This window comes from Barnesiella viscericola DSM 18177 (assembly GCF_000512915.1).
Taxonomy (GTDB): domain Bacteria; phylum Bacteroidota; class Bacteroidia; order Bacteroidales; family Barnesiellaceae; genus Barnesiella; species Barnesiella viscericola.
Genome location: NZ_CP007034.1, coordinates 2412565 through 2426823 on the forward strand (window position 1 = coordinate 2412565; position 14259 = coordinate 2426823).

The 14259-nt window shown below is 53.5% G+C and carries 9 protein-coding genes; 4 read left to right on the top strand and 5 right to left on the bottom strand.

Annotated elements, in window-relative coordinates:
* Nucleotides 1-48 precede the first annotated feature (48 nt).
* From porU (BARVI_RS09950) to BARVI_RS09965, 4 genes are all read right to left on the bottom strand, one after another.
* Nucleotides 49-3450 (bottom strand): type IX secretion system sortase PorU, encoded by a 3402-nt coding sequence (gene porU / locus BARVI_RS09950; RefSeq protein ID WP_084547040.1) that lies wholly within the window; start codon nucleotides 3448-3450, stop codon nucleotides 49-51.
* Nucleotides 3451-3459: 9 nt separating this feature from the next.
* Nucleotides 3460-4077, bottom strand: a complete 618-nt coding sequence (locus tag BARVI_RS09955; RefSeq protein ID WP_025279106.1) for a fumarylacetoacetate hydrolase family protein — start codon at nucleotides 4075-4077, stop codon at nucleotides 3460-3462.
* Nucleotides 4078-4083: 6 nt separating this feature from the next.
* Complete coding sequence (locus tag BARVI_RS09960) at nucleotides 4084-4731, bottom strand: redox-sensing transcriptional repressor Rex (RefSeq protein ID WP_025279107.1); 648 nt, start codon at nucleotides 4729-4731, stop codon at nucleotides 4084-4086.
* A 157-nt stretch (nucleotides 4732-4888) separates the two neighbouring features.
* A complete protein-coding gene (locus BARVI_RS09965) occupies nucleotides 4889-5791 on the bottom strand; it encodes a helix-turn-helix domain-containing protein (RefSeq protein ID WP_025279108.1) in 903 nt (300 codons plus the stop codon).
* Between the two features lie 286 nt (nucleotides 5792-6077).
* Between BARVI_RS09965 and BARVI_RS09970 the strand changes: the two genes are divergently transcribed.
* The 3 genes from BARVI_RS09970 to BARVI_RS09980 all read left to right on the top strand — a co-directional run bounded on the left by BARVI_RS09970 (nucleotide 6078) and on the right by BARVI_RS09980 (nucleotide 8973).
* Complete coding sequence (locus BARVI_RS09970) at nucleotides 6078-6905, top strand: carboxymuconolactone decarboxylase family protein (protein WP_084547041.1); 828 nt, start codon at nucleotides 6078-6080, stop codon at nucleotides 6903-6905.
* A gap of 26 nt (nucleotides 6906-6931) precedes the next feature.
* On the top strand, nucleotides 6932-7846 hold the full coding sequence (locus BARVI_RS09975) for a helix-turn-helix domain-containing protein (protein WP_084547042.1): 915 nt from the start codon (nucleotides 6932-6934) through the stop codon (nucleotides 7844-7846).
* Between the two features lie 143 nt (nucleotides 7847-7989).
* Nucleotides 7990-8973, top strand: a complete 984-nt coding sequence (locus BARVI_RS09980; RefSeq protein ID WP_084547043.1) for a DUF362 domain-containing protein — start codon at nucleotides 7990-7992, stop codon at nucleotides 8971-8973.
* Nucleotides 8974-9174: 201 nt separating this feature from the next.
* On the opposite strand, the gene porU (BARVI_RS09985) is transcribed toward BARVI_RS09980, so the two are convergent.
* A complete protein-coding gene (porU, locus tag BARVI_RS09985) occupies nucleotides 9175-12603 on the bottom strand; it encodes a type IX secretion system sortase PorU (RefSeq protein WP_025279112.1) in 3429 nt (1142 codons plus the stop codon).
* Between the two features lie 296 nt (nucleotides 12604-12899).
* Here porU (BARVI_RS09985) and BARVI_RS09990 point away from each other — a divergent pair, with 296 nt between their 5' ends.
* Nucleotides 12900-14069 (top strand): T9SS type A sorting domain-containing protein, encoded by a 1170-nt coding sequence (locus BARVI_RS09990; RefSeq protein ID WP_025279113.1) that lies wholly within the window; start codon nucleotides 12900-12902, stop codon nucleotides 14067-14069.
* Nucleotides 14070-14259: the final 190 nt, after the last annotated feature.

Sequence of the window (14259 nt, forward strand, 5' to 3'; positions counted from 1 at the left end):
TGTGGTGTTACGAATTACATGTATATAATTAACAGAGATTCCCCCCGATTATTGCGTAATGACTACGATTTTTTTGGTGGGAGTGGCTGTTGAGCCGGTCTCTGTTTCGAGGTATGCCCGGCAGTCATACTGTCCGGCCGGTACCCGCAGTCCGTTGTTGTCGAGCAGGTCCCAGACGAGGGGGAAGGGGTTGCCCGAGGTCTCGCGGTACCACACCTCTTCGCCTCGCATGTCGGTGACGGAGATACGGGCCCGCTTCACCTCGCCAAGGGCGTTGCCTTCAAGGTCTTGACAGGTGAGGGTAGCCTGTTCGGTCACGGGCTCTTCGTCAATCAGGAGGCGATAGTCCGATTCATCGGGGGCAATCTCGAATGCCGTGGTCACCTCCGACGAGTTTCCCAACGTATCGAATACCTTGAATGTGAGGGTGTAAAGCCCTTCCCGTAGTGCGGGTATCGGATAGACGAGTTCGCCGCCCGGGGTGTTGCCGTCGAGAGTGGGCCGATAGTAGCGGGAGGGATTATCCTCGATAGTGGCGCCGTTGAGTAACAGAATCATCTGTCGGCCCAGCGTGTTGCCACTCCATATGCCCGAGGGGTCGGAAAAGCGGCAGATGAAGGAGGCCGGCGTTTCTATCCGGGCTCCGTCGGTAAAGTGGTCGCTGTCAATCCCGGCAAAAGTAATCTCGGGACCCTGAGTGTCGGTCGATTCGGTTGCCGGAGTGGTGCCGATTATCAGTTGCTCGGTGTAGCCGTTGGCTTCCCGACCCGACGGTTCGCAGGCATAGAGGTTGAGCAGAGCCGATTTACCCGAGTGGGAGTTGTCGGGCGGCAGGACAACCGTGAGGCTGAACTGTCCGTTCTGCACGGTGCCGATACCCGTAGTGAGCAGGTCGGGGCGGTAGTTGTAGGTCCAGGTCTTGGAGTCCTGATGCGCCAGGGTGGTGAAACTCTTCTCCTCGTCATAGAGCGAGAAGTAGACCTCTCCGTTGAAGTCGGAGAGCTGCTCGCCCTGAGGGGTACGCACCTCGCCTTCGACCGTATAGCTTTGGCCCGATTCCATTTCGGTCTGGCTCGTGGCGCTCTGCCCGTTGATGCGGGTGACTTGCAGGTCGTATTGAGGATAGGCAAGTCGCAAGGCCGGGTCGCCGATGAGTACGTAGTTGAGTTTGTTTTTGTCGATTTCGGTATTGAAATCACGTTTGGCCCGCATCATGATGTCGCCAATGCGCAGGTACTCGCCATTGTCGTCGCGCGACAGAAACCATTTCATCAGCCGGCGGTTAATCTTGTCGTTGCCGTCGGTATAGACCACGCGGGTGGTGGTAATCAGGCCGATGGCTCCGGCCGTGGGGTTGAGAAACATGCTTTCGCCGGCCGTGAGGCTTCCATCGTCGAACCGGCAATAGTCGCAAGTAATCGTGATGACGAACGGCAGACGGCTGTTGTCGAGGCTATCCATGGCCAATCGGGGGAAAAGCCCTTCGCCGGTGAAGCCTATCTCGGAGGCATTATGGCCGATGAAGTCGAAAAGGAGCATGCCCTCGTCGAAATATTTCATCAACTCCCGGTGAGCGTCGAGGTATTTTTTCTCTTTGGGATCCAGGTAATACGAGTCGATATATATTTTATTGACCCGGTACCCCAGTTTGGGGTTGTCGCTGTTTTTGAGCAGCAGGGTATCGCTACCCAAGTCGGCTTGTTTGGTATGTACCGCTTCATCGCCGTCGTCGGCCGCTATGCAGATGTTGTTTTTCCAGGGAGAGAGATCGCTGTTTTGTACATACCGATACAATTTGTCTACGGCCAGCCGGGCGTTTTGCAGCGACGATACAGGGTAGCGCCCGATGCCCAGACACACTTTGTCGGTCTTGATTTCCTGTCCCGAGCCCTCCTCGAGAAAGCCGAAGTAATCTTCCAGCACGAACGATTCGCGTTCGTCGATACTGGTCTTGGACTGATAGGTGAGCAACTGGCTGCATTGAGGTGTGTGTAGATTCTTCATCGCGGCTCGGTTGTCATAAGAACCGTCGCCGAAGAGAAGCAGGTACCGGGGACGGTCCGCCTCGTTGGTAGCCCGGTCGTAGAACATTTTCATCAGTCGGCGATAGGCGGTAGCGTCGGGGGTTCCCGATGAAAATTCGTTGAAGATCTGTTCCTGTTCGACCACGATGACCGAGAGCCCCTCTTCCCGGTGCAGTTGGGCCACCCGCTCGGCTTCGCTCTGCAAGGCAGCCGGGGTGATGATGGTAAGGTCGGCAATATCGAGTGCATGGAGATTCTGATTCCCCACTCGTTTGACAAAGCTGGGCGAGGGAAACTTCTGAGCAGGGTCAAAGGCAATGTATTCCCTCAGTTGGGTGTCGATGGGTGAGAAGCTGGTCGTTTGGTTTTCAAATGTAGTGGATACCACCTTCGGGGCGTGTGGAGTGGTGATGTCCCATACCACGGTCGAGGCTGTGCTGTTGCCTATCTGGTAGCGGTCGTTGCTTGTGCGGTTGATAAAGCGAAATGCCACCTGCCCGTCGTAGAGTTGCAGCAGACGCTGGTAGTTGAGCCTGATGTAGTCGAGGTAGGCGCACAGGGTGGAGCCCGTACTGGTGTATCGGAGGCTTATGGTCGATTCTTCGCTGGCCTGGTTGTAGGTTTTGAGGGGAGAGACCTGCCGGAGAAATTCGTAGGAGTCGTAGTATTTCGAGATGCGGTTTGTGGTACTGGTTGGCAGTTCCGAGCCATTGTACGAGATGTAGATATAGCCCTCTCCGTCCTCGATTTTTGCACCGAACGATACCCTGATTTTGATAGGTGCGGGCTGTGCTCCGGGCAGGTGAAACTCAAAATCCTGATTGGGTGTTGCCAAGAAATCTTCGCCGAAAAAGTTCTGCCCGGTTTCCCCCACCGATACCAGCTCTTGTTCGTGTAACGCATAATCGTTGAATGTCGTGACCGGGGTGGGATTGGCCGGAGTCGGAGATGTGAGGGTGGCAAAGTCGGCTTTTGTCACGGCCTTGTCGGTGAGAAAATAGTAGGCCTGGGTCGAATAGGGGTGAGTCCGTTGGGTAAACTCGTTGTTGCTGGAGTCGAACGTCCATCGGGTAGTTCCGGTCGAGTAGAAATAGAGCGTGTTGTTGTGTTGCCAGAGTGGTATTTGCGGCAGGTCGTCGATATAACCGTCCTGGTTGGAGAAGAGTTCGTCGATAACAAGTCCGCCATAGCCGAATAGCTTTACGTTTGACGGATCGATAAAGCCCCATGCCGAGAGTGAATCGTAAGGGATTTGGTAGATACCGGCCTGGGTGGTGGCAATCTTTACCCACTTTCCGTCGGCCAAGACCGAGCGGGTTGCATAGTCGCTGCTGTTTCGCCCGTAGACCGTTGAAAATGAGGTGAAAAATGCGGAGAGAATGATAAGTATGATGGTGTTTTTTCTAACTGTGTTTGTTTGAGGCATGTGATATAGCTATTTAACAAAAAAATCGAGCACTTTCTTTTCGCCGATATACCCTTCGAGGTGGTCGCCGATTTGTACCGGCCCTACGCCTGCGGGCGTCCCCGTAAAGATGATGTCCCCTATCTTTAACGTGTAGAATTGACTTACATAGGCGATAATCCGGTCGATAGAGAAAATCATGTCGCGGCTGTTGCCCTGTTGCACCCGTTGGCCGTTTAGGGTCAAGGTGAAATCGATATTCCCGGCCTTCTCCGGCTGGTCGGGCAGGGGGAGAAACTCGCCGATAGGTGCCGAGTAGTCAAACCCCTTCGACAGGTCCCACGGGTTGCCCTGAGCCCGGGCCTCGGCTTGCAGGTCGCGGGCGGTAAAGTCGATGCCCACAGTCACGGCATCGTAGTAGCGGTGGGCGAATTTGGGGGCGATGTTTTTTCCCAGTCGGGAGATGTGGAAGACCAGTTCAGTCTCGTATTCGATGCGGTTCGAGAATCGGGGCAGGAAAAAGGGCTTGCCGCTTTTCAGCAAGGCCGTTTCGGGCATGGTGAAGACGACGGGGGCCTGCGGTATGGCCTTTTGAGCCATCTCTGCATTGTGCGATTGATAATTCCAGCCGACAGCGATTATCTTCATAAGCGATTATTTAATGTTGTTCAGCCGGTTGAACATGACGGCCAGATGAGCGTAAATCGAGGTGTTCTGTATCACGATGTGCTTGGGCACGCGTATTCGGTACGGGGTGAAGTTCCAGATGGCCTTGATGCCTCCGGCTATCATCTCTTCGGTGACGCTTTGCGCCTTGTCGATGGGGACGGTGAGGATACCTATCTTCACGCCCAACTCTTTTTGCTTTTGGGGAAACTGCGAGAGGTGGTAGATGGGTATGTGGTTGACAAACGTACCGGCCAGCTCGGGCTTGACGTCAAAGCCGGCAACCACTTCGAGGCCGTATTGCGACAGACCCGAGTCTTGCATCAGGGCGGCTCCCAGATTACCGACACCGAAGATAAATGCCTTGTGCATGGAGGTGAATCCCAGAAACTCTTCCAGGACGGATACCAGCGAATTGATTTCATATCCCACCCGGGTCTTCCCCGAGATGTTGATGAATGAAAGGTCTTTGGCTATTTTCGACGAATCTACGCCTATCTCTTTGGCTATCTGGGTAGACGACACATACTCTTCGCCTTTGGTTTGCAGCAGTTTGATATAAGCCAGATACCAGGGAAGCCGACGCAACGAAGGCTCCGGTAACTTAACGGTAGATTTCGATTCAGAACTGTCCATCTCTTTTGTCTGTTTTGCGAAACAAAGATAATATAAAAATGTGAGAAACGGTTCAATTTATGGAAATCGTAGTTGAATGTTAGCGGCTTATGTCCGTCCTGCGCAGGGTTTCCACGGGGAACCCGACAATGGCCCCACGCGGTGTATCGACGGGAAATCAGACGGCTTTCGAGTTGCGGAACTCGTTGGGGGTACAGCCGGTCACGCGCTTGAACATGCGGCTCATGTGCTGCGGGTATTGGAATCCCAGGTCGTAGGCAATCTCGCTCATCGACTTGGACGAGGAGAGCAGCAGCTCTTTGGCCCGGTCGATGAGACGGTTTTGGATATACTCCGACACCGTTTTCCCGGTCTGTTTGCTGATGAGGTCGCCAAAGTAGTTGGGCGATAGGAACACCCTCTCGGCAAAATATTTGACCGTGGGGAGCCCGAGCTCCTGTGGGGCCTTGCTTTCGAAATAGTCGTCGAGCAGCCGTTCGAAGCGCACGACAATATCCTTGTTCGACTCCTGGCGGGTGGTGAACTGGCGTTCGTAAAACCGCATGCAGTAGTCGAGCAGCAGACCGATGTTGGCCGTGATGAGCCGGCGGCTGTGCTTGTCGATGGGGTGTTGCAGCTCGGTCTCAACCTTTTGCAGACAGTCCATCACCGTGTTGCGCTCCTCTTCCGAGAGGTGCAGCGCCTCACGGGTTTCGTAGGAGAAGAACGAGTATTTCTTGATTTCCTGTCCCAGAGCGGTGCCGCGAATGAAATCGGGGTGGAACAGCAGCCCGTGTCCCGAGGGGTGGCTGTTTTTTGCCATGGTCACCTCGGCTACCTGTCCCGGGGCAAAGCAGACGATAGTTCCCTCCTGGTAATCGTAGGGCTGGCGTCCGTAGGTGATGTCACCGCATTTGGTGTTTTTCAGGAACAGGGCATACACCCCGTAGTTGACTTTGAAATGTTCGGGCCATTGGGTGGCTTGGGATAAATCGACCACCGAGACCATCGGGTGCAGGGTTTCGAGTCCGAATATCTTGTTGTACTTGTCGACCGAGTCGAGCATGATTACATCTTCCATATTGCAGTAGGTTTTGTCACACTGCAAATATAGTGTTTAATCCCGTATCTCATTCATATTGCACGAGATATCCATGATTGGGGTATAAATATCCGTAAATGGTATACAGGCGTCGCAGGGAGGGTTTCCTGCTTTTATCATGTTCCCCTCCGACCAGTATGACTGAAAACCCACGTTCGGGTATAATCATCGGTAATTTATATACAAAGATGGCGCGTGAGATGTCCTACCTTTGTAGCGAGGAAAAAGAAGGACAAAACAATTCAAAAACAAAAAATACAAGCATATGAGAAGAATTTTATTTATACTTGCGCTTGTCGCATGGACGATAAACAGTACTACTATTATGGCACAGGAAAAAATCAAACAGACGGCTGGCCGTGACCAGCTAGGGGAGTTTGCCCCTCAATTCGCCGCACTTAACGACGACGTGCTCTTCGGTGAGGTGTGGAGCCGTACCGATAAACTGGGATTGCGTGATCGTAGCCTGGTGACTATCACCTCGCTTATCAGCCAGGGTATTACCGACAGTTCACTGACCTATCATTTGCAGACCGCCAGGCAGAACGGAATCACCCGTACCGAGATTGCCGAGATTATCACCCACATCGGTTTCTATGCCGGTTGGCCCAAGGCCTGGGCTGCCTTTCGGTTGGCCAAGGAGGTGTGGGCCGAGGATACCGCGGGCGATGATGCCCGGGCGGCTTTCCAGCGCGAGATGATATTCCCGATAGGCGAGCCCAACACGGCCTATGCCCGATATTTCATCGGGAACAGCTATCTGGCACCCATCTCCCGCGAGCAGGTGGTAGTGTCGAACGTGACCTTTGAACCGGGTTGCCGGAACAACTGGCATATCCATCGGGCCAAAAACGGGGGCGGGCAGATGCTTATCGGCGTAGCCGGCCGCGGTTGGTACCAGGAGGAGGGTAAACCGGCGGTTGAGATTCTTCCCGGTACGGTAATCCATATCCCGGCTAACGTAAAACACTGGCACGGTGCGGCCGCCGACAGCTGGTTTGCTCACCTGGCTTTCGAGATTCCCGGCGAGGAGACGGCCAACGAATGGCTGGAACCGGTCTCGGACGAGGCTTATAACCAACTGGACAAGTAATCTGGATAAACGCTTGGGCAAGACCGATGACTACTCCGTTGACTATAAAGACCGTATCCCGTTGCAATCAACTCTTCTCGGTGAAGACGCTTCACCCCACGGTAAGCCTGATTCCGCTTGGCGGTTGCACGTCGTTGTCGCAACCGCTGCGGTTGGGCCTCTATGCGGTGTGGCTGACGGCTGGCGGGGGAGGCAGTCCGGTCTTTTTTGGTCGACGCGAGTATGACTTTTCCGACGGTATGCTCGTGGCTTCGTCGCCCGGCCAACTGGTTGATAGCGACTGGTGGGGCGGCTGCAACGGAGCAGAGGGTTGGTTGCTCTGTTTCCACCCTTTGTGGATACGCCTTTTGAAGGGGGGGCGCGAGGCGGGAGCTCATTCGTTCTTCCGGTATAGGCCCGACGAGGCTTTGCACCTCTCGTTGCGGGAGTGTACGGCTCTGTTTCGCGAGATGGACGGCCTGGAAGAGGAGCTACGCTGGGGTATCGACGAGTGTAGCCGGGCTATTCTCGGCGACCGCATGGGGCTGTTGCTCGACTACGTGGCCCGCTTCTACAAGCGGCAGTTCATTACCCGACGTGAGGTGGAGGCCGATTGGCTGGGAGCGACCGACACGTGGCTGGAACAGTTCTTCCGGTCGGGACAGGCTCGCCATTCCGCTTTGCCTACGGCCGAGACGTTGGCCGCCCGAGCAGGTTGTTCGCCCGCCTATTTCGACGACGCATTGAGGCAGGCAACCGGGAAAGATACCCGTAACTATGTCAATGCCAAGCGTATTGCCTTGGCTGAGTCTCTTTTGCAGCAGGGCCGGCTGAGTGTGGAGGAGGTGGCCGAGACTTTGGGATTCCCTACCGGGCACGATTTCTGCACCGTGTTCCGCCGGTTGCGGGGTGAAATGCCCGGTATGCCTTGTTGTTGCCGCGAAATGGGAATATTGAATTAGTATCGCGTTTACTTGTCTTTTACCTTCGTCCGGCATGTAGCTCTTGGGTTATTTCAGGGCAAGTGCAAGAGACGGCGATAAGGAGTGAATAGTTGAACCAGGGTCGGTTGCGATTCGGCGCCGCCCCGCAATAATAGCTGATTATGAACATACGAAGAAACATTTTTACCTTTTTACTGGTAGCCGGTGCGATGGCCGGTTGTGCCAATGCCCAGCATCAGTCCGAGGCTACCCGACCCGATGCGCCGACGGCCGGCGATTCGATACCCAAAGTGTATCTGTTCAAGGAAATATCGTCCGAGAATCTGGTCAAGATTTATCAGGCGCTTGGTCGTGAGGCTCACGGAAAAGTGGCGGTGAAACTGTCGACCGGCGAACCGGGCGGCCATAATTTTCTGCAACCGGCCTTGATCAAAGAGTTGGTGCAACTGGTCAATGGCACTATCGTGGAGTGTAATACCGCTTACGGAGGCGGTCGTTCCGATACCGAGAGTCATCGCCGGGCTGCTGCCGACCACGGCTTCACGGCCATAGCACCGGTCGATATCATGGATGCCGAGGGTGAGGTGGAGTTGCCAGTGACCGGAGGCAAGCACCTGACCCGCGACATTGTGGGAAAGAATTTCCTGAACTACGATTTCACGATTGTCCTCTCGCATTTCAAGGGTCATGCCATGGGCGGTTTCGGTGGGGCCATCAAAAACATGTCGATCGGCATCGCCTCGTCGAATGGCAAGCGGCTGATTCATTCGGCCGGAACCAGCACGACCAGTTGGGGTAATCCGGCGCAGGACGATTTTCTGGAATCGATGGCCGAGGCTGCCAAGGCTGTCGCCGACCATTGTGGTGAGAATATCCTATACATCAGCGTAGCCAACAATCTTTCGGTCGATTGCGACTGCGACTCGTCGCCGGCCGACCCGCAGATGGGCGACATAGGCATTCTGGCTTCGCTCGACCCGGTAGCGCTCGACAGGGCCTGTACCGATTTGGTGCGCTCGTCTGCCGACCACGGTAAGATTCATCTCATCGAGCGTATCGACTCGCGGCATGGCATGCACACGCTCGATCATGCCGAAGCCCTCGGTATGGGCAGCCAGCAATATGAACTGGTGGCTCTCGATTGATATTTGCATAGGGGGGTGATGATCGGTAAGCCCTACGGTCTCTCCTCCCGTTTTTAACTGAATGGCACATAAGTTTTTCCCCTCCCGCTCGTCTTTCCCTTTATGGGAAAACGGTGGAGAGGGGATTTTTCTGTTGTTCCAGGCGAGAGCGTGTGGGGGTACCGGCTCATCTCTGGACCAGTTACAAAAGGTGCGGTGATATTATTGGCCCGTAACACATAGCTTCTTGGAGCGGGTAGCCTCGTGCTCGTTGTCGGTCGAGATGATGGCCTTGTAGAGGTATATGCCACCGGGCACCCGGTTGCCGCTGCTGTCGGTCAAGTCCCAGTTGACGGGATAGGACTTGAACATGTCGGAGATCCCTTTGCCCGAGTACCGCCACACCTCCATACCCATGAGGTTGTAGACCGATATGGTCACGTTGATGATGGCATCGGGGCGGTTGTGGCGGAGGTAGAAGTTGGTCGATGTGTGGGCCGGGTTCTGGTCGGCATAGAGGTCATAGATGACCGGTTTGAGCCCGGCTTTCACCGAGAAGGAGAGTTCGACTTCCGACGAGTTGTTTTCGGTATCCCACACTTTCAACCGCAGGCTGTGGTTGCCTTCGCTCAGTCCGCTCAGGGGATAGGTGATGACTCCGCGACCAAACTCGCCCACCGTAGGCTCGAAATAGGAGGCCACATCGGTGTACAGGGTGCGGTTGTCGAGGGTGACCGTCATCTGGTGGCCTATCCCGGCATCGGAGATGTTGATGCCCGAGGGGTCGTACACCTCGGCGATGAGCAGGGGCGACTCGTTGACCTGGTCGCCGTTTTTGAAATCGTCGGAGTTGAGGTAGGCATAGTATATTTCGGGCCCTTCGAAATCATCGTTCGAGCTGTCGTTGAAACCGCCCACGATAAAGTTCGATTCGTTGCCGCTGCCCTCCTGGTTTGCATCGTTATAGCAATAGAGGTTGATCAACCCCTTGTCGTCGGCGAAATTGATTTCCCGCGGTACTTTGAAGGCAATTTCGAACTGGCCGCCTACGATAGAGTCCTTGCCCACATAGAGCCGGTTACTTCGTTCCGAAAACTCGAAGACCGAGCCCTCTTTACCGTAGCCGTGGGTCACGACCGAGACCTCCGAATCGTAGACGGTGGGGCAGATGATGCCGTTGTAGTCGGTGGCCTTCTCGCCTTGCGGGGTATAGACCTCGCCCTTGATGAAGACCGAGTCGCGCGCCTGTATGGTTGGGGTTGTCTGGGTAATGTCGTAGCCGTTGATTTCGGTCACCTTGATCTGATATTCGGGATAGAGCAGTTTCAGAGCCGGATCCCCCAGCAAGGTGTAGTTCAGCTTGTTGCTGTCGGTCTGCTGTATGCTGCATTTGGCCTTGCGCAAGATGTCGCCCAATCGGGGATAGTTGCCGTTTTCGTCGCGGGTGAATATGCTTTGAGCTACGCCCTTGTTGAGGTAGTGATTGTCGCTGATGTAGACCACTCGGGTTGTGGTGATGAGGGCAATGCCTCCGCCGCTGGGGTTGAGGCACAGAATCTCGCCGGCCGAGGTATCCTCGTGATCGTAGCGTCCGAAGTCGCAGGTGGCCGTGATGAAGAGCGGTAACCGCTTCAAGTACATGGACTGTATGTCGGTGATGTTGAGCAGGTTCTCGTGCGTCCAGGCCACGGTGCTGCCATGACCTATGTAGTCGATGACAAGCACCCCGTCGTCGAGTACCTGGAACAGTTTCTTTTTGGCTGTGGGGTAGGTGCGACCTGTCGAGGTGATTTCGGCCGTGTAGGCATCGGTGTAGATTTTGTTGATGAAACAGTGGGCGTCGCTGTTCTCCAAAATCTTGGAAATGTCCTCGGCCTGTGACATGTGCTCGGCATAGTTTTCGTCGTCGGCCACGATGCACACCTGGTTTTTCCAGGAGCCTTTGTCGGTATTGGCTATGTAGCCGGCCAATTTGGAAACTACATCTTTGGCCTCCTGCTCGCTCTTTACGGGTAACCGGCCTACACTCACCCGCAGTTTGTCTGAGGCAATGCGTACTCCTGAATTATCATCGAGGAAGCCAAAGTAGTCGTCGGTCGTGTAGGAAGCCCGTTCGTCCGCTCCGGTCCCGTGCTGGTAGGTAAGCAGGGTGGGGTATTTCACATATTTGCCGGTCTCGCTTATCTTTCGGTTGTCGTAGAGCCCCTTCCCGAAGAGTAGCAGATAGAGCTGTTTGCCGTTGACTCCTCCCTCACGGTCGAAAAACATCTTCATCAGCCGGCGATAGGCGGTAGCATCGGGTGTGCCCGATGAAAATTCGTTGAATACGGTCGTGTGTTCGATCACGGCAACTTCCATGCCGTCGAGTTGCTGATGCAGCTGGGCGATGCTTTGGGCATAGGAGAGATACTCTTTGGGCGCCAGAATCACCAGGTCGGGGGTAGCCATGCCGTGCAGATTCTGATTGGCTACGGTCTCGACAAAAGATACCGAGGTTTGAGTCGCTTCGGTATCGAAGGCCACATACTCTTCGTTGTCCCGGGTAGGGACGAAGCGGGCATTTCCGTTCTCGACAGTGGGGACAATGTTGACGGGGTTCTGGGGGTCCGAAATGTCCCAGATGCGAGTTGTCGACGTGTAGCCAGGCAGCTTGTAACAGCTGTTTTGCGGCACCTCTTTCAGTCGGAACTGGATACTGCCGTTGTAGAGTTGCAGTTTGCGTTTGTAGTTGAAGCGGAAATAGTTGAGCCGGGCCAGCGAGAGGCTTCCCCCGCTTTGACGGAAGAGGAGCGAGAAGGTAAGTTCTTCGCTGTCGAGGTAAATCTCTTTGAGGGTCGACGTGGTTTCAAAGAAGTCGTAGGTGCTCTCCGAGCTGCTGGGCACTCTGTCTGACGTGCTTTCAGGCAACGTTTCTCCCTGATAGGTGAATACCAGATAGCTGCTGCCGCCCACCACTTTGGCTCCGAACGAAGTGCGCAGTTTCACCGGTGCGGTGTTGTCTACGCCAGGCATCTCGAAGGTGAAGTTGCGCGAGGTGGTATAGCGGAAATCTTCGCCCAGAAAGGTGCGGCCCGTGGCGCCGGGCGAGTAGAGTTTCTGTTCGTAGACGGCATGTTCGTCAAACGAGGTAATGTCGGTCATGCCCGTCGCGGCACTGCCGTTACGGTCGGTCAGCGCGGCCGTGACGCTCTTGCTGTCGGTGATGAAATAGTATCCGGCCGTAGAGTAGGTGTTCTGTTCATGCTCATATTCCTGGTTCTTTTCGTTGTAGCTCCATGTAATGGGGCCTTGGGCGTAGAACAGAATTTTGGATCCGGTGCGCAGAATGGGGATTTGGGTCAGGTCGTCGGCATCGTCCTCCGAGAAGGTTTCGGGCAGCATGGCCCCCCCGTATCCGAAAATCGTTACGGCATCGGGATTGGAGAATCCCCATCGGTTTAGCTCCCGGTAGGTAATCTGGTGGATTCCCGATTGGTAAACGGCAATCTTCACCCACAACCCGTCGGCCAGTTGCGACCGCGAAGCATAATGGCTGGCATTGAGTGCCCGCGACGGCATCGCCGTAAGCAGGGCTCCCCCCACGCAGAGCCACCAGAGCAGCCGGGGCAGGAGGATTTTTGTGAATATGGCGTGTTGTGCAGTTGCTTTCATCGTATCTTATATAACGGGTGAAAAACCGTATTATTGCGGGCTGAAAGAAAAACTATCCGAATGCTCGGTGATTGGCCGCTCCTGATTATTTAAGGATATGATTCCTGTCGGATAGCCGTTTTTTTGTAAATAAAATAGATGGTTTGATTGTCATTGTGTCGTAATAATGAACATAAATTAAGCCTAGATGTTTTTATTATAATGATATTTGTGGCATTATTTTGTTGTTTAATATAAAGTTTTGTATATTTGCCAGCAATATAAAATATGTATCATTTATAAAAATTAATTTTATTATGAAGAAAATTACTTTTTATTCTTTTAAAAAATCGTTGTTGACCATGGCGGCTGTAATGGGTTGCGTTTCGTTGTCTTATGGTCAAGAGGCCGTAGAAGCCAGTTATGACGACTTTGGTAAACCCACTGCCGCTACAGACGGTAACAAACACTGGCAAACCAAAGGCGAAGTGTTGAATGTAGTCAATGTGGCCGAGGAGTCTCCCTTGACCTTTACTCCTGAAGGCTCAGCGGGTTATCAGGCTTGGGACAATAGTGATAATCCTATTTTGGTCTATCCCGGCGGAGCTTCTTTCGACTTGAAAGTAACTTATGATAAAGATGGTTGGGGTTGCCTCACGGTATTCCTGTTGAGAAGTGGAGTAACTCCGAGTGCTGACGACAAGATTTTCGGAACCTATGACGGGAATTGGATAAGTTCTGGAGATAATAATAATCTTTATAACAGTATATCTGCCGCTGCAGAAGAAGGAGTTACCGTTTCTTCTAATGACAGAACTGTTTCTTTCCCGATTACCATACCGGAAGATATGACCGAAGGTCAAATGGCTGTGGTTAGATTTATTATCTGTAAGGATGCTGCATCAGAAAATAAGCCATATGATGGGACTCCCAATACTACGACTGCTTATGAGTTGGCCTACTGCGACTATGTGGTTAAAGTCGTTCCCAAGAAAGATTATGGCTCTGTAACGCTGGTTCCTGTTGCCACCGAACAAGGTTCTGCCGAGATTCAATCGTACGACGAGGCTACGAGCTCTTGGGTTAGTGCCAGCGACCTGAGCCGTGTAGAGATTGGTACTGAGTTGCGTGTAGCCGTTACGCCGGCCGAAGGTTATTCTGTAAGTAGCGTTATGAAGAACGCAACTGCTCTGACGGCAAACGAGGAGGACGGTTGTTTCTATTTCACGGTTGACGAAGAGAATATCGCTATCTTGGTATCTTTCCAGGTAGCATCGTCGATCGACCGGGTAGAGTCGCAAAATGTCTACTACAACGCCGGTGAGGCTGTGCTTTACACCGCCGATGCTCAACGTGTCGAAATCTTCGATTTGAGCGGCCGTGTAGTGATGAGAGCTGCCGATGTGGCATCGGTCGATGTATCGACGCTGAATGGTGGTGTATATATCGCCGTAGTAGACGGAAAGGTTGTTAAATTCGTGAAATAATTGATTTTATTCACACTACTATACCGAGGGGGCTCCTGCATGCAGGGGCCCCTCTTTTTGTATCTGTACTTGCCGTTTGTTATCTTTGAATGAGGTAGGGAAGTGGCTAAGTGCGACTTGAAAACTTCGTTTTCCGTTTGTCTCGGCGCTCGCCTTTCACTATATTTGTTGTAATCAGGTAGGTTTTATT